The sequence below is a fragment of the Kosakonia sp. AG348 genome (genome assembly GCF_003337365.1).
In the GTDB taxonomy this organism is placed as follows: domain Bacteria; phylum Pseudomonadota; class Gammaproteobacteria; order Enterobacterales; family Enterobacteriaceae; genus Kosakonia.
Genome location: NZ_QPJR01000006.1, coordinates 252,934 through 276,903 on the forward strand (window position 1 = coordinate 252,934; position 23,970 = coordinate 276,903).

20 protein-coding genes and 1 other annotated feature are annotated in these 23,970 nt (G+C 55.4%); of the genes, 12 read left to right on the top strand and 8 right to left on the bottom strand.

All coding sequences use genetic code 11. From position 1 onward, the window contains the following. Positions 1-89: 89 nt before the first annotated feature. Both acrR and mscK read left to right on the top strand, forming a co-directional pair. Complete coding sequence (gene acrR, locus DFO56_RS16430) at positions 90-743, top strand: multidrug efflux transporter transcriptional repressor AcrR (RefSeq protein ID WP_045509160.1); 654 nt, start codon at positions 90-92, stop codon at positions 741-743. Between the two features lie 127 nt (positions 744-870). Continuing rightward, the gene (gene mscK / locus DFO56_RS16435; protein WP_045509158.1) at positions 871-4,227 is read left to right on the top strand and encodes a mechanosensitive channel MscK; all 3,357 of its coding nucleotides are present in this window, start codon (positions 871-873) and stop codon (positions 4,225-4,227) included. Positions 4,228-4,241: 14 nt separating this feature from the next. Here mscK and rsmS read toward each other — a convergent pair whose 3' ends face one another. Continuing rightward, positions 4,242-4,397: a pleiotropic regulatory protein RsmS gene (rsmS, locus tag DFO56_RS16440; protein ID WP_020456812.1), complete on the bottom strand. Its 156-nt coding sequence runs from the start codon at positions 4,395-4,397 to the stop codon at positions 4,242-4,244. Positions 4,398-4,410: 13 nt separating this feature from the next. Then, positions 4,411-4,938, bottom strand: coding sequence for a primosomal replication protein N'' (priC, locus tag DFO56_RS16445; protein WP_020456813.1), 528 nt, complete (start codon positions 4,936-4,938; stop codon positions 4,411-4,413). A gap of 68 nt (positions 4,939-5,006) precedes the next feature. Between priC and DFO56_RS16450 the strand changes: the two genes are divergently transcribed. The 9 genes from DFO56_RS16450 (at position 5,007) to DFO56_RS16490 (ending at position 14,482) form a co-directional block, all read left to right on the top strand. Then, complete coding sequence (locus DFO56_RS16450) at positions 5,007-5,384, top strand: DUF454 family protein (protein ID WP_045509156.1); 378 nt, start codon at positions 5,007-5,009, stop codon at positions 5,382-5,384. A gap of 153 nt (positions 5,385-5,537) precedes the next feature. Further along, entirely contained in the window at positions 5,538-6,089 is a 552-nt protein-coding gene (apt, locus tag DFO56_RS16455) for an adenine phosphoribosyltransferase (protein WP_017459999.1), read from the top strand. Between the two features lie 121 nt (positions 6,090-6,210). After that, on the top strand, positions 6,211-8,148 hold the full coding sequence (gene dnaX / locus DFO56_RS16460; protein ID WP_044489580.1) for a DNA polymerase III subunit gamma/tau: 1,938 nt from the start codon (positions 6,211-6,213) through the stop codon (positions 8,146-8,148). Next, positions 7,481-7,545: a sequence feature (DnaX frameshifting element), on the top strand. Its footprint overlaps the gene before it by 65 nt. An 81-nt stretch (positions 8,149-8,229) precedes the next feature. Continuing rightward, entirely contained in the window at positions 8,230-8,559 is a 330-nt protein-coding gene (locus DFO56_RS16465) for a YbaB/EbfC family nucleoid-associated protein (RefSeq protein WP_007373594.1), read from the top strand. After that, positions 8,559-9,164, top strand: coding sequence for a recombination mediator RecR (recR, locus tag DFO56_RS16470; RefSeq protein WP_017460002.1), 606 nt, complete (start codon positions 8,559-8,561; stop codon positions 9,162-9,164). The genes DFO56_RS16465 and recR overlap by 1 nt, the downstream gene beginning before the upstream one ends. Positions 9,165-9,272: 108 nt before the next feature. Beyond that, entirely contained in the window at positions 9,273-11,147 is a 1,875-nt protein-coding gene (htpG, locus tag DFO56_RS16475; protein WP_045509154.1) for a molecular chaperone HtpG, read from the top strand. 235 nt (positions 11,148-11,382) lie between these two features. Next, entirely contained in the window at positions 11,383-12,027 is a 645-nt protein-coding gene (adk, locus tag DFO56_RS16480) for an adenylate kinase (protein ID WP_020456817.1), read from the top strand. Between the two features lie 124 nt (positions 12,028-12,151). Next, positions 12,152-13,114 (top strand): ferrochelatase, encoded by a 963-nt coding sequence (hemH, locus tag DFO56_RS16485; protein WP_045509152.1) that lies wholly within the window; start codon positions 12,152-12,154, stop codon positions 13,112-13,114. A gap of 63 nt (positions 13,115-13,177) precedes the next feature. Beyond that, positions 13,178-14,482, top strand: a complete 1,305-nt coding sequence (locus DFO56_RS16490) for an inosine/guanosine kinase (protein ID WP_045509151.1) — start codon at positions 13,178-13,180, stop codon at positions 14,480-14,482. Between the two features lie 78 nt (positions 14,483-14,560). Here DFO56_RS16490 and ybaL read toward each other — a convergent pair whose 3' ends face one another. Beyond that, the gene (gene ybaL / locus DFO56_RS16495) at positions 14,561-16,237 is read right to left on the bottom strand and encodes a YbaL family putative K(+) efflux transporter (RefSeq protein ID WP_020456820.1); all 1,677 of its coding nucleotides are present in this window, start codon (positions 16,235-16,237) and stop codon (positions 14,561-14,563) included. A gap of 229 nt (positions 16,238-16,466) precedes the next feature. After that, positions 16,467-17,666 (bottom strand): MFS transporter, encoded by a 1,200-nt coding sequence (locus DFO56_RS16500; RefSeq protein ID WP_045509149.1) that lies wholly within the window; start codon positions 17,664-17,666, stop codon positions 16,467-16,469. Positions 17,667-17,836: 170 nt separating this feature from the next. On the opposite strand from DFO56_RS16500, the gene ushA reads away from it, so the two are divergent. Next, entirely contained in the window at positions 17,837-19,489 is a 1,653-nt protein-coding gene (gene ushA, locus DFO56_RS16505; RefSeq protein ID WP_045509147.1) for a bifunctional UDP-sugar hydrolase/5'-nucleotidase UshA, read from the top strand. A 15-nt stretch (positions 19,490-19,504) separates the two neighbouring features. Here ushA and ybaK read toward each other — a convergent pair whose 3' ends face one another. The 4 genes from ybaK to DFO56_RS16525 all read right to left on the bottom strand — a co-directional run bounded on the left by ybaK (position 19,505) and on the right by DFO56_RS16525 (position 23,919). After that, positions 19,505-19,984, bottom strand: a complete 480-nt coding sequence (ybaK, locus tag DFO56_RS16510) for a Cys-tRNA(Pro)/Cys-tRNA(Cys) deacylase YbaK (protein WP_045509145.1) — start codon at positions 19,982-19,984, stop codon at positions 19,505-19,507. A 79-nt stretch (positions 19,985-20,063) separates the two neighbouring features. After that, positions 20,064-20,873 (bottom strand): TraB/GumN family protein, encoded by an 810-nt coding sequence (locus tag DFO56_RS16515; RefSeq protein ID WP_045509143.1) that lies wholly within the window; start codon positions 20,871-20,873, stop codon positions 20,064-20,066. Between the two features lie 86 nt (positions 20,874-20,959). Next, positions 20,960-23,458, bottom strand: a complete 2,499-nt coding sequence (gene copA, locus DFO56_RS16520) for a copper-exporting P-type ATPase CopA (protein ID WP_045509141.1) — start codon at positions 23,456-23,458, stop codon at positions 20,960-20,962. 164 nt (positions 23,459-23,622) lie between these two features. Beyond that, complete coding sequence (locus tag DFO56_RS16525) at positions 23,623-23,919, bottom strand: TM2 domain-containing protein (protein ID WP_017455691.1); 297 nt, start codon at positions 23,917-23,919, stop codon at positions 23,623-23,625. Positions 23,920-23,970 lie beyond the last annotated feature (51 nt).

Below are 23,970 nucleotides of genomic sequence, written 5' to 3' on the forward strand. Positions count from 1 at the left end.
AACCCATTGCTGCGTTTATATTATGGTCGTGCTATGGTACAAACATTCACAAATGTATGTAAATCTGACTCCTGTAAATTCACCAACATATGGCACGAAAAACCAAACAACAGGCGCTGGAGACTCGTCAGCACATTCTTGATGTCGCCATGCGTCTATTTTCGCAGAATGGCGTTTCTGCAACTTCGTTGGCTGAAATTGCGCAGGCGGCAGGCGTGACTCGCGGCGCGATTTACTGGCACTTCAAAAACAAGTCGGATTTGTTTAGTGAAATATGGGAGCTATCAGAGTCCAGTATTAGCGATCTTGAGACTGAGTATCGGGCAAAATTCCCCGACGATCCACTCTCTGTATTAAGAGAAATATTGGTTTATATCCTTGAAGCAACAGTTGTTGAAGAACGGCGTCGCTTAATGATGGAGATCATTTTTCACAAATGTGAGTTTGTCGGCGAAATGGCGATTGTGCAAGAAGCGCAGCGGAATTTGTGCCTGGAAAGTTATGATCGAATCGAGCTTACACTCCGCGAATGTATGCAGGCAAAATTGCTGCCGGACAATTTACTCACCCGCCGCGTCGCAGTGCTTATACGCGCCTATATTTCAGGGATTATGGAAAACTGGCTCTTTGCCCCGCAATCTTTTGACCTCAAAAAAGAAGCGCGTGATTACGTTTCTGTCTTGCTTGAGATGTGCCAGCTCTGCCCGACGCTGCGCGCTGAGCCGCACGCGCTCAACGCATAACATTGAAAGCCGCCAGGATTTCTCCTGGAGGCTTCTCACTTCGCTAGGTTGTTGCATAACAGCGTGATATTCTTGCGCGCGTGGCTATTCCGGCCGCCTTCCCGAACAGAAAACGATCGCTCAAATTATGTTGCACAACTATCGCACGCGAAATACGTTCGCCGCTTTTGCCGCCGCATTGTTTCTTGTCTTTATTTGCCTTGCGAGTAACGTCGCCCGGGCGCAGACAACCAACGATTTGCCTTCCCGCACCGATGTGCAAAGCCAGCTTGATGCGCTGAATAAGCAAAAAGAGCACTCCGCGCAGGACAAACTGGTTATCCAGGATTTAACGGAGACGCTGGACACGCTCGACAAAATTGACCGGGTCAAGCAAGAAACCGCGCTGCTCAAGCAGAAAGTCGCACAAGCGCCAGACAAACTGCGCCAGGCAACGGATGCGCTCAACGCGCTTAACGATAAAGACAACGACGACGAGACGCGTAAAACGCTGGCCTCGCTCTCCCTGCGCCAGCTGGAATCCCGCGTGTCACAACTGCTTGAAGATCTGCAAACCGCGCAAAACGACTTATCCAATTACAACAGCCAACTGGTGTCATTACAGACTCAGCCGGAGCGTGTGCAGAATTCTATGTACTCCGCTTCGCAGCAGTTGCAGCAAATTCGCAACCGTCTGAACGGCACCGCAGCGGGCGAGGGCGCACTGCGTCCTTCGCAGCAAAACTTGTTGCTGGTACAGCAGGCATTGCTCAATGCGCAGATCGAGCAGCTGCGCAAAAGCCTGGAAGGCAACACGGTATTGCAAGACACGTTGCAAAAGCAGCGCGATTACGTTACTGCGAACAGTAACCGCCTTGAACACCAGCTCCAGTTATTGCAGGAAGCGGTAAACAGCAAGCGCCTGACGCTAACCGAAAAAACCGCGCAAGAAGCGGTCACGCCGGACGAAACGGCGCGTATCCAGGCGAACCCGCTGGTAAAACAAGAGCTGGATATTAACCATCAACTGAGCCAGAAATTGATTGCCGCGACAGAGAGCGGTAACGCGCTGGTGCAGCAGAATATCAAGGTGAAAAACTGGCTCGATCGTGCGTTGCAGTCTGAGCGCAATATAAAAGAACAGATTTCCGTATTGAAAGGCAGCTTGCTGTTGTCGCGTATTCTCTACCAGCAACAGCAGACCTTACCGTCGGCGGATGAACTGGAAGATATGACCAACCGCATTGCGGATCTGCGTCTTGAGCAGTTCGACATCAACCAGCAGCGTGATGCCCTGTTCCAGAGCGATAACTTTGTCGCCAAACTGGAAGAGGGGCATCAGACCGAGGTTAACGACGAAGTCCATGACGCGCTGTTGCAAGTGGTGGATATGCGCCGCGAACTGCTCGATCAACTGAACAAGCAGCTTGGCAACCAGCTCATGATGGCCATCAACTTGCAGGTGAATCAGCAGCAATTGATGAGCGTGTCGAAAAGCTTGCAGGAGATCCTCACTCAGCAAATCTTCTGGGTGAACAGCAATAAGCCGATGGACTGGGAGTGGTTCAAAGCTTTCCCGAAAGCGCTACGCGACCAGATTAAAAGCACCAAAATCACCGTTAACTGGGAAAAAGCCTGGCCAGCGGTGGCCATTGCTTTCCTGGCCGGTTTGCCATTATTACTGATTGCCGGGCTGATCCGCTGGCGTTTGCGCTGGCTGAAAAACTACCAGGCAAAACTTGCCGCCCAGGTCGGGCAATTGCGAAGCGACAGCCAGTTGCATACGCCGAAAGCGATCTTTATCGATCTGATTCGGGCCTTGCCAGTCTGTTTGCTAATCCTGGCAGTCGGTCTGATCCTGCTTACCATGCAGCTAAACATTAGCGAGCTGCTGTGGGCATTCAGTAAAAAACTGGCGCTGTTCTGGCTGGTATTTGGCCTGTGCTGGAAAGTGCTGGAAAAAGACGGCGTTGCGGTCAGTCACTTTAATATGCCCGCCCAGCTTACCAGCCACTGGCGTCGGCAGATTGTGCGTATCAGCCTGGCATTATTGCCGCTGCACTTCTGGTCGGTGGTATCAGAACTCTCCCCGCTGCATCTGATGGATGATGTGATCGGGCAGTTTGTCATTCTGGTCAACTTGCTGGTGATCACCGCGCTGGTATGGCCGATGTTCCGCGAAAGCTGGCGTGATAAAGAGTCGCACAGCATTCGTCTGGTGACGGTCACCGTGCTGGCGATTGTACCGATTGCCTTAATGGTGCTGACGGCGACAGGTTATTTCTACACCACGCTGCGCCTCTCCGGGCGCTGGATTGAAACGGTTTACCTGGTCATTATCTGGAACCTGCTTTACCAGACGGTGCTGCGAGGGTTAAGCGTAGCGGCACGCCGTATTGCGTATCGTCGTGCGCTGGCGCGTCGGCAGAATATGGTGAAAGAGGGCGCAGAAGGGGCTGAACCGCAAGAAGAACCGACCATTGCGCTGGAACAGGTTAACCAGCAAACATTGCGTATCACGATGTTGGTGATGGTCGCGCTGTTTGGCGTGGTGTTCTGGGCGATTTGGTCTGATTTGATCACCGTTTTCGCCTATCTCGACAGCATCACCTTGTGGCATTACAACGGCACTGAAGCTGGTGCGGCGGTGACGAAAAGCGTGACGCTTGGCAGCTTGCTGTTTGCGGTGATTGTCTTTGTGGTGGCATGGGCGCTAATCCGCAACTTACCGGGCTTACTGGAAGTGTTGATCCTCTCGCGGCTGAATATGCGCCAGGGCTCGTCTTATGCCGTCACTACTATCCTTAATTACGTCATTATTGCCGTTGGCGCGTTAACCGTGTTCGGCTCGCTTGGCGTCTCATGGGATAAACTGCAATGGCTGGCAGCCGCGTTGTCGGTTGGTCTCGGGTTCGGCTTGCAGGAAATTTTCGGTAACTTTGTTTCCGGCCTGATTATTCTGTTTGAACGCCCGGTGCGCATAGGCGATACGGTAACAATTGGTACTTTCTCCGGTACGGTCAGCAAAATCCGTATCCGTGCCACTACTATTACCGATTTTGACCGCAAAGAGGTCATCATCCCGAACAAAGCGTTCGTCACCGAGCGTCTGATTAACTGGTCATTGTCCGATACCATCACCCGCGTGGTGATCCGCATTGGCGTGGCCTATGGTTCAGATCTCGACAAGGTGAAAAAAGTGTTGCTGAAAGCGGCGATGGAGCATCCAAAAGTGATGCACGATCCGGAACCGTCCGTCTTCTTCACTACTTTTGGCGCCAGTACGCTGGATCACGAGTTGCGTCTGTATGTGCGTGAACTGCGCGATCGCAGCTATACGGTGGATGAGCTCAACCGCACCATCGATAAACTGTGTCGCGAGAATGATATTGATATCGCCTTCAATCAGCTGGAAGTGCACCTGCGTAATGGTAAAGGTGATGAGCTGACCGAAGTGAAGCGTGAGCTAAAAGGTGACGATCCGACACCGTCGGTCGGGCAGTAAAAATGTGGCCCCTCTTACGGAAGAGGGGCAGCCAGTTGTTTATTTTCAAAATCTTTTTTAACAATCTCCAGCGCCTTGAGCACCAGCTCAGGCGCAATATCATGCTGCTCCAGCAACATAATCAAATCCACCGCCAGCTTGACCTCATCCGGGGCATTTTCCAGTGACATTCTCTCTCCTGGGTTAACGGGTTAAGCGCGTCAGCACGCCTTCGATCTTCTCCAGCGCATGGCGGCAACGGGTGAGCCTGCCGGCAAACGCTTCAACTTCCTTCTGCAACTGTTGCTGTTCAACAAGCGTAGTGACCGAGCGCAAACGCTGTTCGCGTTCTTGTTTCATTGCCAGCAGCCGACGCTCATACTCCTGATGCTTCAGGCGTCTACGCTGCCAGCGTGCGATGCCCGGCGATGCGTGATCCCACTCGCGTAACGACCAGACGGCGCTTTCACGCGTCAACGCCGCGATTTGCGCGGTCAAATGCTCCGCCAGCCAGACCACTTGTTCTACCCGCCCGTGTTCAACCGCGTGGCGTAACGCCGCCATATTCGCTGTACTTTCATCAAGATAAGATTGCATCCGCGTACTGCGGGTTTGAAAAAGATGCCTGTCAAAACGGGCGCTAACCGTGGCGTGATGCGCCAGCGGTGCGACCTGCTGGCGTAGCGTCGCGAGTTGTTGTTCCAGCCTCTGTAAAAGCACGGCGCTTTTCACGCGTCTTCCCCCTGTAAATCATCCTGACTGTGCTACATTAGCCGCTCATCCTGATAACGATTCGCATTATGCAACGCACTATTTTAATCATCATAGGCTGGTTGGCGGTAGCCCTTGGTACGCTCGGCGCGGTGTTGCCGCTGCTCCCAACCACTCCTTTTATATTGCTGGCGGCATGGTGCTTCGCCCGCTCTTCGCCGCGTTTTCACCAGTGGTTACTCTACCGTTCCTGGTTTGGCGGCTATCTGCGCCACTGGCAGCAGTACCGTGCGATGCCGCCGGGCGCGAAGCCGCGTGCGATTGCGGTCATCCTGGTTACGTTCGCCATTTCATTATATTTCGTGAACATGCTATGGGTTCGAATTCTGTTACTGGTCATTCTGTCCTGTCTGCTTTTCTTTATGTGGCGCATCCCGGTGATTGACGCAAAGCAACAAAAACCATAAAGCGCAGCGAAGGCAGTTGCAATTGTGGCGGACTGCCAGTAAATTCGAGCGTTTTCGAGCACGGGTGCGGCTGATTAAATGTTAATCAGTGGTTACATCAAGCCTTCAACGCGCGTACCGTGAGTAATACCGTTTCTATCAGGCAAAAAATCCATGACAGCGACTGCGCAGCAGCTTGAATTTCTTAAAAACAGCATCAAAAGCATTCAGGATTACCCGAAACCGGGCATCCTGTTCCGTGATGTCACCAGTTTGCTGGAAGACCCGAAAGCGTACGCTCTCAGCATTGAACTGCTGGTTGAACGTTATAAAAACGCCGGGATCACCAAAGTTGTCGGTACCGAAGCGCGTGGTTTCCTGTTTGGCGCGCCGGTCGCGCTTGGTCTGGGTGTCGGTTTTGTACCGGTGCGTAAACCGCGTAAACTGCCGCGCGAAACCATCGCCGAAAGCTATGAGCTGGAGTACGGCACCGATCAGTTAGAGATCCACGTTGATGCGATCCAGCCAGGCGATAAAGTGCTGGTGGTGGACGATCTGCTGGCAACCGGCGGCACCATTGAGGCGACCGTAAAACTGATTCGCCGTCTGGGTGGTGAAGTAACTGACGCCGCATTTATCATTAATCTGTTCGACCTCGGCGGCGAACAGCGCCTGCAAAAACAGGGCATAACCAGCTACAGCCTGGTGCCGTTCCCGGGGCATTAATCGCGCTGTTTACGCCAATTACCTCCATTCCTCATGCCTGAGGGATGGAGTGTATTCACAGCCTGGCTGTGTTAGCATTATCCCTTCGTAAATCCACCTTCCAGCGTTTCAGAGCCTGCCAATGAGTTATCAGGTCTTAGCCCGAAAATGGCGACCACAAACTTTTGCTGACGTCGTCGGCCAGGAGCATGTGCTGACCGCACTGGCGAACGGCTTATCCTCAGGACGCATCCATCATGCGTATCTGTTTTCTGGCACCCGTGGTGTCGGAAAAACCTCTATTGCCCGCTTGCTGGCGAAGGGGCTTAATTGCGAAACCGGCATCACCGCCACACCGTGCGGCGTCTGTGATAACTGCCGCGAAATCGAGCAGGGCCGCTTTGTTGATTTAATAGAGATTGACGCCGCCTCGCGCACCAAAGTGGAAGACACGCGCGATCTGCTGGACAACGTACAGTACGCACCGGCGCGTGGGCGTTTCAAAGTTTATCTCATCGATGAAGTGCATATGCTCTCGCGTCACAGCTTTAACGCGCTGTTAAAGACGCTGGAAGAGCCGCCCGAACATGTCAAATTCTTGCTGGCGACCACCGACCCGCAAAAACTGCCGGTGACCATTCTCTCTCGTTGCCTGCAGTTCCATCTTAAAGCGCTGGATGTCGACCAGATCCGTAACCAGCTCGAACATATTCTCGACGACGAGAAGATCGAACACGAACCCCGCGCGCTGCAACTGCTGGCGCGCGCCGCTGACGGCAGCCTGCGTGATGCGCTGAGTCTGACCGACCAGGCAATAGCCAGCGGCAACGGCCAGCTTTCCGCCGACGTGGTCAGTTCCATGCTCGGCACGCTGAATGACGACCAGGCGCTTTCGCTGGTTGAAGCGATCGTCGCCGCTAACGGCGAACGCGCAATGGCGCTGGTGAACGATGCGGCCTCGCGCGGCGTTGAGTGGGATGCGTTGCTGCTGGAAATGCAAACGTTACTGCACCGCATCGCGATGGTTCAGCTCACACCTTCGGCGCTTGGCAGCGATATGGCGCCGGTTGAACACCGTCTGCGTGAGCTGGCCCGTACGGTACCGCCTGCCGATGTGCAGCTCTATTATCAGACGTTGCTGATTGGCCGCAAAGAGCTGCCGTTTGCGCCGGACAGGCGTATGGGCGTCGAGATGACGCTGCTGCGCGCGCTGGCTTTCCACCCGCGGATGCCGCTGGCCGCGCCGGAAGCAACACAACACTCTTTTGCTCCCGTGGCACCCACGGCGGTAGTCGCGCCGCAGCAGGTTGCTGTCGCACCGCAAATGCCTTCGCAGATGCCACCGCCACAAGATGTAGCGATGCCCGACGCGACCAGCCAGGTACTGGCGGCGCGCAGACAATTGCAACGCGCGCAGGGAGCCGATAAAGCAAAAAAGAGTGAACCGGCAGCCGCAACCCGCGCGCGGCCGGTGAGTAACGCCGCGCTGGAACGACTGGCTTCGGTGACCGAGCGCGTGCAATCGCGTCCGGCTCCGTCGGCGCTCGAACAGGCTCCGGCCAAAAAAGAAGCCTATCGCTGGAAAGCGACAACGGTCGTGGAAACGGTAAAAGAAGTTGTCGCCACGCCAAAAGCGTTGAAAAAAGCGCTCGAGCATGAAAAAACGCCAGAGCTGGCGAAAAAACTGGCGGAAGAAGCGATAGAGCGCGACGCCTGGGCGAAAGAAGTCAGCCAGCTTAAATTGCCGAAACTGGTCGAGCAGGTTGCGCTGAACGCCTGGAAAGAGCAGGACGGCGAACGGATATGCCTGCATTTGCGTAGTTCTCAGCGCCATCTAAACTCGCAGGGCGCGTTGAAAACGCTGGGCGAGGCGCTGAGTGAATTACATGGCGCGGCGGTTGAACTGACTATCATTGAAGATGATAATCCGGCAGTGCGTACGCCGCTGGAGTGGCGCCAGGCAATCTATGAGGAAAAACTTGCGCAGGCGCGCGAGTCGATCATTGCGGATAGCAACATCCAGACGCTGCAACGCTTTTTCGATGCGGATCTGGACGAAGAGAGTATCCGCCCCCTTTGACGGGCAGCTGCGGCTACCCGTTTTCAACCCTGAATGTGACTTATCACTCTGGTTAGTCACCACAGCTAAAGAGAGAAGCCTATGTTTGGAAAAGGCGGTCTGGGTAACCTGATGAAGCAGGCCCAGCAGATGCAAGAAAAGATGCAGAAAATGCAGGAAGAGATCGCGCAGCTGGAAGTGACCGGCGAATCGGGCGCGGGTCTGGTGAAAGTGACCATCAACGGCGCGCATAACTGCCGTCGCGTGGAGATCGATCCGAGCCTGCTCGAAGACGACAAAGAGATGCTGGAAGATCTGGTTGCCGCTGCTTTTAACGATGCCGCTCGCCGCATTGACGAAACGCAGAAAGAGAAAATGGCCTCCGTCTCTTCCGGTATGTCGCTGCCGCCAGGCTTTAAGATGCCGTTCTGATGCAGACCAGCCCGCTGTTAACGCAGCTTATGGAAGCACTGCGCTGCCTGCCGGGCGTTGGCCCGAAGTCGGCGCAGCGTATGGCGTTTACGCTGTTGCAGCGCGATCGCAGCGGCGGCATGCGGCTGGCACAGGCGCTCACTCGGGCAATGTCGGAAATCGGCCACTGCGCCGATTGCCGCACATTCACCGAGCAGGAAGTCTGCAACATTTGCAGCAACCCGCGCCGCCAGGAAAACGGTCAAATCTGTGTGGTGGAAAGCCCGGCAGATATCTACGCCATTGAGCAGACCGGGCAGTTCTCTGGTCGCTACTTTGTGCTGATGGGGCATCTGTCACCGCTCGACGGTATCGGCCCGGACGACATTGGCCTTGACCGGCTGGAGCAGCGTCTGGCGTCCGAGAAAATCCAGGAGCTGATCCTCGCCACCAACCCGACGGTGGAAGGCGAAGCGACCGCTAACTATATTGCTGAGCTTTGCGCGCAGTATGGTGTGGAAGCCAGCCGTATCGCCCACGGCGTGCCGGTGGGCGGCGAACTGGAAATGGTTGACGGGACGACGCTGTCGCACTCGCTGGCCGGCCGCCACAAGATTCGTTTTTAACCAAACGGAGGCAGAAATTTTTGCCTCCGCTTGAAAATTCCCGCCAATATCCCCACTTCTCCCTCAACGCATTTTTACCTTGTAAATGGCATTGTTGAGGTTTTCCCAATGAAAGGACAAGAAACTCGCGGTTTTCAGTCTGAAGTGAAACAGCTTCTGCACTTGATGATCCATTCTCTTTATTCGAACAAAGAAATCTTCCTGCGTGAGCTTATCTCCAACGCCTCGGATGCGGCGGACAAATTGCGTTTCCGCGCGCTGTCCAAACCGGAACTGTACGAAGGCGATGGCGATCTGCACGTGCGCGTCTCCTTTGATAAAGAGAACCGTACGCTGACCATTGCCGATAACGGCATTGGTATGACGCGCGATGAAGTGATCGACCACCTGGGGACGATTGCAAAATCGGGTACCAAGGCGTTTCTGGAATCCATGGGTTCCGATCAGGCGAAAGACAGCCAACTGATTGGTCAGTTCGGCGTCGGTTTCTATTCGGCATTTATCGTTGCCGATAAAGTGACCGTGCGCACCCGCGCGGCGGGTGAAAGCGCTGAAAACGGCGTGTTCTGGGAATCCGAAGGTGCGGGTGAATACACCGTTGCCGATATCACCAAAGCCGATCGCGGTACCGAAATCACGCTGCACCTGCGCGAAGGGGAAGACGACTTCCTCAACGACTGGCGCGTACGCTCGATCATCAGCAAGTATTCCGACCATATTGCGCTGCCGGTAGAGATCGAAAAACAGGAAGAGAAAGACGGCGAAACCGTGGTTTCCTGGGAGAAGATCAACAAAGCGCAGGCCCTGTGGACGCGTAACAAAGCGGAAATCAAAGACGAGGAATACAACGAGTTCTACAAACATATCTCCCACGACTTTACCGATCCGCTGATCTGGAGCCACAACCGTGTGGAAGGTAAACAGGAGTACACCAGCCTGCTTTACATTCCGTCGCAGGCACCGTGGGATATGTGGAACCGCGATCATAAACACGGCCTGAAACTCTATGTTCAGCGCGTGTTTATCATGGACGAAGCCGAGCAGTTCATGCCGAACTACCTGCGCTTTGTGCGTGGCCTGGTCGATTCCAACGACCTGCCGCTCAACGTTTCCCGTGAAATCTTACAAGACAGCAGCGTGACGCGCAGCCTGCGCACCGCGCTGACCAAACGCGTGCTGCAAATGCTGGAAAAACTGGCGAAAGATGACGCGGAAAAATACCAGACCTTCTGGCAACAGTTTGGCCTGGTGCTGAAAGAGGGCACGGGCGAAGATCACGCGAACCTGGAAACCATCGCCAAACTGCTGCGCTTTGCCTCCACGCACAACGACTCTTCCGCACAAACTGTGTCACTGGAAGAGTATGTGTCGCGCATGAAAGAAGGGCAGGAAAAAATCTACTTCATCACCGCCGACAGCTACGCCGCGGCGAAGAGCAGCCCGCATCTGGAGCTGCTGCGTAAGAAAGGCATCGAAGTGCTGCTGCTTTCCGATCGCATCGACGAGTGGATGATGAGCTACCTGACCGAGTTCGACGGCAAGCCGTTCCAGTCTGTTGCCAAAGCCGACGCTTCGCTGGACAAACTGGCAGACGAAGTGGATGAAAGCGCAAAAGAAGCCGAGAAAGCGCTGGAGCCGTTCGTTGAGCGCGTGAAAACGCTGCTGGGCGATCGTGTGAAAGAAGTGCGCCTGACTCACCGTCTGACCGATACGCCAGCCGTGGTAGTGACCGATGCCGACGAAATGAGCACCCAGATGGCGAAACTGTTCGCCGCAGCGGGCCAGAATGCGCCGGAAGTGAAGTACATTTTCGAACTCAACCCGGATCACGCCCTGGTGAAACGCGCGGCTGACACGCAGGACGAAACCCAGTTTAAAGAATGGGTCGAGTTACTGCTGGATCAGGCGCTGTTTGCTGAACGCGGTACGCTGGAAGATCCGAACCAGTTTATTCGCCGCATGAACCAGTTACTGGTTTCATAAGCCGCGTTTGAGCTGATACCGATAAGGGGCCATTGGCCCCTTTTTTTATTTCTTAATGGACTTATTAGCGCCGGGGTGATGTTACCGGGCACTTTTCCTTTTCTGCCTTGCGCATGATAAGAAAACGTATCATTAACCGTTTCAGCCGATCCCGCTTCCTTGAGCGTGGGTCGTTCTGGTGGTATCTTTTAGCGCTTTTTGAAAAATTGAACCAACATTTGAGGGGATTTTCGCAATGCGTATTATTCTGCTTGGCGCTCCGGGCGCGGGTAAAGGAACTCAGGCTCAGTTCATCATGGAGAAATACGGTATTCCGCAAATCTCTACCGGTGACATGCTGCGCGCCGCTGTTAAATCTGGCAGCGAACTGGGCAAACAGGCAAAAGACATCATGGACGCGGGCAAGCTGGTCACTGACGAGCTGGTTATCGCGCTGGTGAAAGAGCGTATTGCCCAGGAAGATTGCCGCAATGGTTTCCTGCTGGACGGTTTCCCGCGCACTATTCCGCAAGCGGACGCGATGAAAGAAGCCGGCATCAACGTTGATTTCGTTCTTGAGTTCGATGTGCCGGACGAGCTGATCGTCGATCGCATTATCGGTCGCCGTGTACACGCTGCTTCCGGTCGCGTTTACCACATCAAATTCAACCCGCCGAAAGTGGAAGGCAAAGACGACGTGACCGGCGAAGAGCTGACCACGCGTAAAGACGATCAGGAAGAGACCGTGCGTAAACGCCTGGTGGAATACCATCAGATGACCGCGCCGCTGATCGGCTACTACCAGAAAGAAGCGCAGGCGGGTAACACGCGCTATGCGAAAGTCGACGGCACCAAAGCCGTTGCTGATGTACGCGCAGAGCTGGAAAAAATCCTCGGCTAATCGCGCCCGCTCACCCGGACTCTCCGGGTGAGAATTTTTCTCATCTTACCTATCGCAGCAATGGGTTCCGTTTAACCGCATTTACGCTACAATTACCAACCATTCAAAAGGTTAAGAGGCGTGAATGAGTCAGGCGAAAACCGGCATCCTGCTTGCCAATCTGGGCACTCCCGATGCCCCGACCCCCGAAGCGGTGAAACGCTATCTGCGGCAATTCTTGAGTGACAGACGCGTGGTCGATACGTCGCGTTTATTGTGGTGGCCGCTACTGCGCGGTGTGATCCTGCCCATTCGTTCTCCCCGCGTCGCCAAACTCTATCAATCTGTCTGGATGGAAGAGGGCTCACCGCTGATGGTTTACAGCCGCAGGCAGCAGCGGGCACTGGCAGCGCGCTTGCCTGACGTGCCGGTCGTGCTTGGGATGAGTTACGGTTCGCCGTCGCTGGAAAGCGCGGTCGATGAGTTGCTGGCGCAAGGGGTCGAACATATTGTGGTGCTGTCGCTCTACCCGCAATACTCCTGTTCTACCGTTGCCGCCGTGTGGGACGAGCTGGCGCGCATTCTGGCGAAAAAGCGCCATATTCCGGGCGTCTCCTTTATTCGCGACTACGCCGACAATGCGGATTACATCGCTGCGCTCGCCAATAGCGTGCGTGCCTCGTTTGCGCAGCATGGCGAGCCGGATTTATTGCTGCTCTCTTACCACGGCATTCCCCAGCGTTATGCGGCAGAAGGGGATGATTACCCGCAGCGCTGTCGCGATACGACGCGCGAGCTGGTTTCTGCGCTCGACTTACCGCCGGAAAAAGTGATGATGACGTTCCAGTCACGCTTTGGTCGTGAACCGTGGTTAACGCCATACACAGATGAAACTCTGAAAATGCTCGGCGAAAAAGGTGTGAAGCATATTCAGGTGATGTCCCCGGGTTTTGCAGCCGACTGCCTGGAAACGCTGGAAGAGATAGCCGTGCAAAACCGCGAATTCTTTCTGGAAGCCGGTGGCGAAAAATATGAGTACATTCAGGCGCTTAATGATTCTCCTGAACATATCGAGATGATGGTTAATCTGACGGCCAAATATCGCTGATCGCAGCGCGGGCTGAGAGTGTGTTAACATTCCCGGCCCGAATGTATGGCGCTAATTACAATCATGAAATTTCCCGGTAAACGTAAATCCAAGCATTATTTCCCCGTTAACGCCCGCGACCCGCTGTTACAGCAAATTCAGCCCGAGAGCGAATCCGGTACGTGTTGGGTTGTCGGTATCGACCAGACGCTGGTGGATATCGAGGCGAAAGTGGATGATGCGTTTATTACCCGTTACGGCCTCAGTGCCGGTCATTCGCTGGTGATCGCCGACGATGTCGCGGAAGCGCTCTATCAGGAACTGGTCAGTAACGATTTGATCACGCACCAGTTCGCGGGGGGCACCATCGGCAACACCATGCATAATTACTCGGTGCTGGCGGATGACCGCTCGGTGCTGCTTGGCGTTATGTGCGACAACGTGAAAATCGGCAGTTATGCCTACCGCTACCTGTGTAACACCTCCAGCCGTACCGATCTCAACTATCTGCAAGGCGTCGATGGCGCCATTGGTCGTTGTTTCACGCTGATTAGCGACAGCGGCGAGCGCACCTTTGCTATCAGCCCTGGCCATATGAACCAGTTGCGCCCGGAGAGCATCCCGGAAGCGGTGATCGCCGGAGCGTCTGCGCTGGTGCTCTCCTCTTACCTGGTGCGCTGTAACCCCGGCGAGCCGATGCCGGAAGCCACCATGCAGGCGGTGGCGTACGCCAAAAAGCATAACGTGCCGGTGGTGCTGACGCTCGGCACCAAATATGTGATTGCCGATAACCCGCAGTGGTGGCGTGATTTCCTTAAAGAGAACGTCTCGATTCTGGCGATGAATGAAGAGGAAGGCCATGCGCTGACCGGCGAAAGCGATCCGCTGCTGGCGGCCGATAAAGCTCTGGACTGGGTTGATCTCGTCCTGTGTACCGCAGGCCCAGTTGGTCTGTATATGGCCGGTTTCACCGAAGACGAAGCGAAGCGCAAAACCCAGCATCCCTTGCTGCCGGGCGCGATTGCCGAATTTAACCAGTACGAGTTCAGCCGTGCGCTGCGCCACAAAGATTGTGAACATCCGCTGCGCATTTACTCGCACATTGCGCCGTATATGGGCGGGCCGGAAAAAATCATGAATACCAACGGCGCGGGCGATGGCGCACTCGCGGCGTTGCTGCATGACATCACCGCCAACAACTACCACCGCACCAACGTGCCGAACTCCAGCAAGCACAAATTCAACTGGCTGACGTACTCTTCGCTGGCACAGGTGTGCAAATACGCCAATCGCGTCAGTTACCAGGTGCTGAACCAGCACTCGCCGCGTTTAACGCGCGGTCTGCCGGAACGCGAAGACAGCCTCGAAGAGGCATACTGGGAACGTTGAGGTGATTGCCCGACGAAGCCGGGCAGACACGAGGATGAGACAAAGCCGGAGCAGCGTAAGCACTCCGGCTTTTTTGGATTAACCCGTTACGGCTTCTTCAGCCGGCGGTTTTTCCAGCAATGTCAGCATGGTGTTGGCGATTTCGCGCTCGCCCATGACCACCTGATTCGCGCCACGTTCAGTGATGTAGTCCACCTCATCGTCGTAGTGCGCGCGAGCGATAATTTCAATGTGCGGGCACTTCTCACGCGCGGTGGCGACAATCTCCCCGGCTTCGTAACCATTTGGAATGGTCAGCAGCAACCAGCGGGCGCAATCGAGATGCGCCAGGTTCATGATCTCTTCGTTAGCGGCATTGCCCAGCACCGCGCGGATGCCACGCTCACGCAGTTCATCCACGCGGGTACGTGAAGTTTCAATCACCACCAGCGGAATGCCTTGTGCCATCAGTTTTTCACCCAGCAGGCTGCCGACGCGGCCAAAACCTACCAGCAACGCGTGGTTGCAGATATCGACCGGGATCTGTTTCTCTTCTTCGATAGCCTCTTCCAGCGTTTGCTCTTCCAGCGTCTCGGTTTTGTCGAGGTACTTTTCCAGCAGCGTGAACAGCACCGGGTTGAGCATAATCGACAGGATAGCGCCCGCCAGCACCAGATTTTGCCCGGCCTGCGGCAGCAGGTTCAGCGACATGCCGAGGCCCGCCAGAATAAAGGCGAACTCACCGATCTGCGCAAGGCTTGCGGCGATGGTCAGCGCGGTGCGCGGCGAGTGGCCAAACATGCGCACCAGCAGGAACGCGGCGACAGATTTACCAAAGATGATGATCGCCAGCGTAGCGAGCACCGCCAGCGGCTGCTCAATGAGCACCAGCGGATCAAACAGCATACCGACGGAGACAAAGAACAGCACCGCAAACGCGTCGCGCAGCGGCAGCGTATCGTGCGCCGCACGGTGGCTCAGCTCGGATTCGTTGAGCACCATTCCGGCGAAGAACGCGCCCAGCGCAAACGAAACATCAAACAACTCCACCGCGCCAAAAGCGATACCGAGCGCCAGTGCCAGCACGGAGAGCGTAAACAGCTCGCGTGAGCCGGTCGCCGCGCTGCGCGCCATGATCCACGGCACCAGACGGCGGCCAACCAGCATCATGATGGCGATAAAGGCCACCACTTTGCCGATGGTGATGCCCATATCCACCGCCAGCGATGCCAGCCCGACATTGCCTTTTTCCACCATTCCGGCGACGGCAGGCAGCAACACCAGTGTTAGCACCATCACCAGATCTTCTACAATCAGCCAGCCGATAGCGATTTGCCCTCGCTGGCTGTCGATAAGCTGCCGCTCCTCAAGCGCGCGCAGCAGCACCACGGTACTGGCGGTGGAGAGACAGAGCCCAAAGACAATGCCGGTCATCAGTGACCAATCCAGCATTGCGGAAAGCGCCATACCCAGTAGCGTCGCAACAGCAATCTGCGCGATCGCACCGGGAATGGCGATGGACTTTACCGCCATCAGATCCTTCAACGAGAAATGCAGCCCGACGCCGAACATCAACAAAATCACGCCCAGCTCCGCAAGCTCCGGCGCGAGTTGGGTATCGGCGACAAAGCCCGGCGTAAACGGCCCGGACAATACACCCGCTATCAGGTAGCCCACCAGTGGAGAAATACGCAGTTTATTGGCAAGCATGCCGAGGATAAAAGCGAGCACAAGGCCGCCGACAATGGTGGTGATAAGCGGTGTGGCGTGATGCATTCCGTCTCCTTTCGTTGGTGCGTGGATCCCGCGGTTAAAAACCGACAACTGCGTTACAGTTTATGACAGTTTTCGCCACTATGTTTATGAATAATTGTTGAATTATGAAGAAAATGGCAATTTAGCTGAAAAAAGATAGCCTGTAGGGTATCCGTAACAGAAATCATGCGCCAGGCGCGGGCAGGCAAGAGAAAGCAGCGGCCAAAGTATGACTTTGGCCGTGAGGAAATCAGTGTTGCGGGCGGTTATCGGGCAGGAATATGGTCAGGATGCCGAGTAAAGGCAGGAAAGCACATATTTTATAGACCAATTCGATGCTGGTATGATCGGCAACCAGCCCTAATACTGCTGCGCCAAGGCCGCCCATTCCGAAGGCAAAACCAAAAAACAGCCCGGAAACCATGCCGATACGGCCTGGTAACAGCTCCTGCGCATAGACCAGAATGGCTGAAAACGCCGAGGCGAGCACAAAACCAATAATCACCGTTAAAATCCCGGTCCAGAAGAGGGTTGCGTAGGGTAAAAGCAGGGTAAATGGCGCGACGCCGAGGATAGAGCCCCAAATCACATATTTTCTGCCAATCTTATCACCCAGTGGCCCGCCAATAACCGTGCCTGCCGCCACCGCGAACAGGAAGATAAACAGATGCATCTGGGCGTTTTGCACCGACAAATCAAATTTTTGCATTAAATAAAAGGTGAAATAGCTGCTAATGCTCGCCATATAGAAGTATTTCGAGAAAATGAGGATCAGCAGCACGCAAACTGCCAGCACCACTTTGTTGCGCGGCAGTGGATTGACTACTGAAACGGGTTTTTTACCTTTATTCACCCGGTGCTGCGCGGCGTACCAGCGGCTTACCTGCATCAGCACAATAATCGCCAGCAGGGCCGCCAGCACAAACCAGGCAACATTGCCTTTGCCATAAGGCGCAATGATCACTGCCGCCAGCAATGGCCCAAGCGAGGCACCAAAGTTGCCGCCGACCTGAAAGATGGATTGCGCCAGCCCGTGACGCCCGCCAGACGCCATACGCGCCACGCGCGACGATTCCGGGTGGAACACTGATGAACCCGTTCCTACCAGCGCGGCAGCGATCAACACCGTGGTAAAACTTCCCGCCAGTGCCAGTAGCACCAGCCCGCTTAAGGTGAAACACATGCCGATGGGCAGCGACCACGGCATCGGGTGTTTATCTGTCAAATAGCCAACCACCGGCTGCAGCAGCGAGGAAGCGACCTGGAAGGTCAGCGTGATAAAACCGATCTGTACAAACGACAATGCAAAGTCGGCCTGCAACAGCGGATAAATCGCCAGCAGCAGGGATTGGATCATATCGTTAAGCAGATGCGAGAGGCTGATAGCGCCAAGAATACCGAACGAGGTGCGCGCAGCAGGCGGTGTCTGCGACGTTTCACTGATTGCCATAAATACCACGTATGTTGTCAGAAGAGGTTAGGGATAAAGCACGGTAATGATTCCCGGACTACCATACCTTTGCTGAAAGTTTGAAGGAAGTTGCGATTCTGAATACATATTTGTCTATTATTGGCAGGCGCTGTAATTTCTCAGTTTATCAATGGGTCAGGGAGGGAAGCATGAGATTGTTAAAGAAGAGCATTACGCTGGGGCTGCTGGCGGCGATGGGCGTTGCCAGCTGGCAGGTACAGGCTTACGAGCAGGATAAGACCTATAACATCACCATTCTGCATACCAATGATCATCACGGTCATTTCTGGCGCAGTGATTACGGCGAATATGGTTTATCGGCGCAAAAAACGCTGGTTGATGGCATTCGCAAAGAGGTAGCGGCCGAAGGCGGCAGCGTGCTGCTGCTGTCCGGCGGCGATATCAACACCGGGGTGCCGGAATCGGATTTACAGGATGCCGAACCCGATTTTCGCGGCATGAACCTGATTGGCTACGATGCGATGGCCGTGGGCAACCATGAGTTCGACAACCCGCTCAGCGTACTGCGCCAGCAGGAGAAATGGGCTAAGTTCCCGTTCCTTTCCGCCAACATTTACCAGAAAAGCACCGGCGAGCGCCTGTTTAAACCGTGGATGATGTTTAATCGCCAGGGGCTGAAAATTGCCGTTATTGGCTTAACTACCGACGACACGGCGAAAATCGGCAACCCGGAGTTTTTCACCGATATCGAATTCCGCAAACCGGCCGACGAAGCGAAGCTGGTGATAGCTGAGCTGAAGCAAAACGAAAAACCGGATGTGATTCTGGCGACCACGCATATGGGCCATTACGACAATGGCGAGCATGGCTCGAATGCGCCAGGCGATGTGGAGATGGCACGCAGCCTGCCAAAAGGCGCGCTGGCAATGATTGTGGGTGGTCACTCACAAGATCCGGTTTGCATGGCGTCTGAAAATAAAAAACAGGTCGATTACGTGCCTGGTACGCCGTGCGCGCCGGATCAGCAAAATGGCATCTGGATTGTGCAGGCGCATGAGTGGGGCAAATATGTCGGCCGCGCGGATTTCCAGTTCCGTAACGGCGAGATGAAACTGGTGCGTTACCAGTTGATTCCGGTCAACCTGAAGAAGAAGGTCACCTACGATAACGGCAAAAGCGAGCGCGTACTCTACACGCCGGAAATTGCTGAAAACCCGCAGATGCTCTCTCTGTTAACGCCATTCCAGAACAAAGGTAAAGCGCAGTTAGAGGTGAAAATCGGTAACGCGAATGGTCATCTGGAAGGCGATCGCAGCAAAGTGCGTTTTGTGCAAACCAACCTCGCACATGTGATCCTCGCCGCGCAAATGGCGCGTACCGGCGCGGATCTGGCCGTGATGAGTGGCGGCGGGGTGCGTGACTCTATCGAGGCGGGCGACATCACTTACAAAGACGTGCTGAAAGTGCAGCCGTTCGGCAACACGCTGGTGTATGTCAACCTGACCGGTAAAGAGCTGACGGATTACCTCACCGCAGTGGCGCAAATGAAGCCGGATTCAGGCGCGTATCCGCAGTTCGCCAACGTCAGTTTTGTGGCGAAAGGCGGCAAGCTCAATGATCTCAAAATCAAAGGCGAACCGATCGATCCGGCGAAAAGCTACCGCCTGGCAACGCTCAGTTTCAACGCAACCGGCGGTGATGGCTATCCGCGTCTGGATAATAAAGCAGGTTATGTGAATACCGGTTTTATTGACGCTGAAGTGCTGAAAGAGTACATCCAGAAAAACTCACCGCTAGATGTGAATGCTTACGAACCTAAAGGGGAGGTGAGCTGGCAGTAACCAGCTCCTTATCCGTCAATCGCGGCGGGCGATATCGGCAAATTTCGCGTCCAGCATTTTTGCCAGATCGCTCGCCGCCAGTTCAATATCCAGCCCGCGTTTGCCGCCGGAAACATAAATGGAAGCGAAGTCTTGCGCGGGGGCATCAATCAGCGTCGGCAGACGTTTTTTCTGCCCCAACGGGCTGATGCCGCCCACCAGATAACCCGTGGTGCGCTGGGCGACCAGCGGATCGGCCATATCAACTTTTTTCGCGCCAAGCGCTTTGGCGACTTTTTTCAGATCTAACTGCCCGGCGACCGGCGTGACCGCAACGGCAAGATGTTTCATATCGCCATTGATCGCCACCAGCAGCGTTTTATAGACCTGATCGGCGTTCAGCCCCAGTTTGCGCACCACTTCATCACCAAAGTTGGTTTCATTGGGATCGTGATCGTAAGTGTGTACCTGAAAGGGAACCTTGTTTTTTTCGAGTAACTTCACGGCGGGTGTCATAATAATCCTTCTTACCACGGTCATCTTACGGCGCTTAGCATACGCCTGCTCGCGTGCGCGAAAATAGTACCATCTTGCGCTATTGCGCCGCTCTTTCGCGCAGCAACGCCGGTAAATTCCCTTCGCCATAGAGATGCAGGGCGCCTGCTGCCACCACATAGTGCCCTGGTGGCAGCGCAAACAAACGCTCGCACCACGCCTGGTTACGCTGGTGCATCAAAACATCATGCAGCGGCTGGCTGAATGTTGATGGCAGCGTCAGTTCATCTTCTGCGGGCGGATTTTCCAGCCACCAGCTCATCATCACCTGTAATAAACGCGCATTTTCGTGCCAGTGGGTCAGGGTGTCCTGCAACAGTTCATTTCCTTCGTCCGGCAACCTGCGCAGGATATCCAGCTGGCTGCTGGTGCCTTCCAGCTCCATCACTTTCACTTGATATTGCTGCGCCGCCTGTAGCAACTGATAGTCGATGCCGTACTCCGGGCGTAGCCCCAGCCGCTGTGCCTGCGTGGCCTGCAATACCAGCGCGATATGCCAGGCGGGCCGCTGGTCGAATTCATCTCTGTGAAGCGACAGGGTTTGCAGCGTGTTGTCGAGCCGGGTAAGAAGTTCAGGGGGAAGGCGTTGCTCAAGCGGTTCGACCGGCGGCAGATTGTCGAATGGCGAATCCGAACCGGCGATATCCGCTTCCACGATGAGCGCGTCAGCATCGCGCAGTTTTTGCAGGAGCTGCGCCGGGAGCGGCGACATACCGTAGGTGCCCATATGAATACTGCCCACCAGGTGCAGATGGCGACCGCCGGGTAAATCCACATCCAGTGCAGGCCAGCGGTAATAAGGCACACGAAGCGCAAGAAAAAAGGTTTTCAATCGTTGAAACAGGCTCATACGCGCTTCCTGAGTGAAAAATCTCATGCTAGCGCGCGCGGCCAGAAGGTGCAAACCCCGCCGGATAAACGGCGGGGTTGTGGCATTTACTGATGAGGTTTAAAGCGCAATAACCGGTTGGCGTTGCTGACCACGGTAATGGACGAGAGTGCCATTGCCGCGCCTGCGACCACCGGATTGAGCAATGTGCCGGTTAGCGGCCAGAGAATGCCCGCGGCAATCGGAATACCCAGCGAATTGTAGACAAACGCGCCGAGCAGGTTCTGTTTCATATTGCGCAGCGTCGCTTTTGAAATCGCCAGCGCATCGGCAACGCCCAACAGGCTGTGGCGCATCAGCGTGATGGCGGCGGTTTCGATTGCCACATCGCTGCCGCCGCCCATCGCGATCCCCACGTCGGCCTGCGCCAGCGCGGGCGCATCGTTAATGCCGTCGCCAACCATCGCCACCTGGCGGCCCTGCTGTTGCAGGTTTTTTATCGCCTCGGCTTTGCCATCCGGCATCACGCCGGCGATCACCTCATCAATACCCGCCTCTTTAGCGATAGCGTTGGCGGTGGTGGGGTTGTCACCGGTCAGCATTACCAGGCGGTAGCCTTCACGGTGCAGACGTTGCAGCGCATCGATGCTGTCTTCGCGTAACGGATCGCGGATCGCCAACAGTGCCACGGCTTTCCCGTCAATTGCCAGCAGTACCGGCGTGGCGCCCAGGCTTGCCTGAGCGTTCAGCTCATCATCAAGCGCGCGGGTATCCACGTTTTGCTCAGCCAGCAGCGCCTGGTTGCCAAGCAGCACACTGTGCCCGTCGACCTCACCGCTCACGCCCAGCCCGCGCAGTGTACGGAACTGATTGACCACCGGCAGCGTCTGCGCGCCTGCTTTTTCGATAATCGCCCGCGCCAGCGGATGGCTGGAACCTTGCTCCAGCGCCGCCGCCAGACGGAGCGCCGTTGCGTCGTCGATATCCAGCGTTTTCACGCTCACCACTTCCGGTTTGCCGCGCGTCAGGGTGCCGGTTTTATCAAACACGATGGTATCCAGTGTGCTGGCGCGTTGCAGCGCATCGGCATCGCGAACCAGCACGCCAAACTCCGCCGCGCGACCGACGCCGGAGATAATCGACATCGGCGTTGCCAGCCCCAGCGCACAAGGGCAGGCGATGATCAGCACCGTGGTGGCGATGACCAGCGTGTAGACAATTTGCGGTGCAGGGCCGAAGACGTACCAAATAGCGCCGCTGAACAAGGCGATAGCGACCACCACCGGCACAAACACGGCGGAAATGCGATCGGCAAGCTGGCCGATCTCCGGCTTGCTGCTTTGTGCCTGGCGCACCATGCGAATAATGCGCGACAGCGTGGTGTGGCTGCCGACGGCGCTGGCGGTAAACAGCACGCTGCCGTCCTGCACTACTGTCCCGGCATGAATGCTCTCGCCGGAGCTTTTCTCCTGCGGCACCGGTTCGCCGGTAAGCATGGCTTCATCGAACCAGGCTTCGCCCTGGCTGATTTCACCATCCACCGGCACGCGATCGCCCGTTGTCAGGCGCAGCGTCATACCCGGCTGAACGTCCGCCAGCGGTACATTTTTCTCGCCGTCGGCGGTGATCACGCGTGCGGTGGGCGGGGTTAAATCTAATAAACGCTCAAGCGCTTTAGACGAGCGCTGTCGCGCGCGGGCTTCCAGCATATGACCGAGGTTAATCAAACCGATGATCATCGCGCTGGCTTCGTAATAAAGGTGACGCGCTTCCATCGGGAACCACTGCGGCCAGATATTGACGCTCATGGAGTAGAGCCAGGCCGCGCCTGTCCCCAGCGCTACCAGCGTATCCATGGTCGCCGTGCCATTACGCAGGCTTTTCCAGGCGCTAGTGTAAAAATGGCCACCCGCTACGATCATGACCGCTAGCGTGACAACACCGAGCATGAGCCACAGCGTGCGGTTGGCGTCGGTGACCATCATGTTATCGCCGAGCATGCCCCACACCATGATCGGCACGCCAACCAGCAGCGCGACAATCGCCTGCCAGCGGAAGCGTTTCATGGTGGCGAGCGCGGTTTCCTGCTGGCGCTCGCGGCGTTTGATGTCATCTTCAATGGCTTCAGCGCCGTAGCCTGCGTTCTCTACGGCGCTGACTAATTCAGCGGCGGGGGCACTGCCCATAACCAGCGCGGTGCGCTCCGCCAGATTGACCCGTGCCTGCGTAACGCCCGGTACGGCCTGTAAGGCCTTTTGCACCCGGGAGACACAACTGGCGCAGCTCATGCCGTTGATCAACAGTTGTTGGCTGTCATCAAGCTCGCTGGCTGCCGGAAGCTCAGGTGTGGCCGCTGTCAGTGCTTCCGACGGGAGTGATGACTCTGCCAGCGGTTTAGCCTTTGGGTGGCTTAAGCTCGCACCATATCCGGCTTCTTTGATGGTTTCGATCAACGCGTCAGCGCTGGCGCTGCCGGTGACTTCCGCGCGTTCAATGGTGACGTCTGCCTGTTCTACATCCGGGCGTTTTTCCAGGCTCTCTTTGACGCGTTTTATGCAATGGCCGCAGGAGAGGCCATCCAGGTCTAGCGCTATGGTATGAGACATACTTAATCTCCTTGGTTGTGGTGCTTCAATAGTGACTGTGTAGAAGCTTAAACCTTCCATCAAGGGGAAGGTCAAGGTTTTATCATGACAAAGAGGCGACAGGTGTTCCATAAACGACAAACCCCACACAAGGCGGGGTTTGTTTATTACCGGCGGGGTAAAACTCAACCGTATTTACGGGCAAATTCCTGATCGGAGTTGCACAGATAAATAATAAATTCGATGAAAGAGATGATCGCCGGAATAAAGGTCCAGCAAAACAGAAGATAAAGGATCCCCTGCCATGGTTTCCCTAAATAAAATTTATGCGCGCCAAACCCACCTAAAAAGAAGGCAAACAGCGCAGCAGAAATTCGGCTTTTCTTCCCGGCGGTGTTTTGAGGCGCGCCGCACTGCGGGCAAGCCACCGCTTCTTTATGTATTTGCTTTCCGCAACCACGGCAAAACGCCATATCACTCATAACCACTCCTGTGTGTAAATCATTTATCATTCTTAGAAATATCCGGCCACA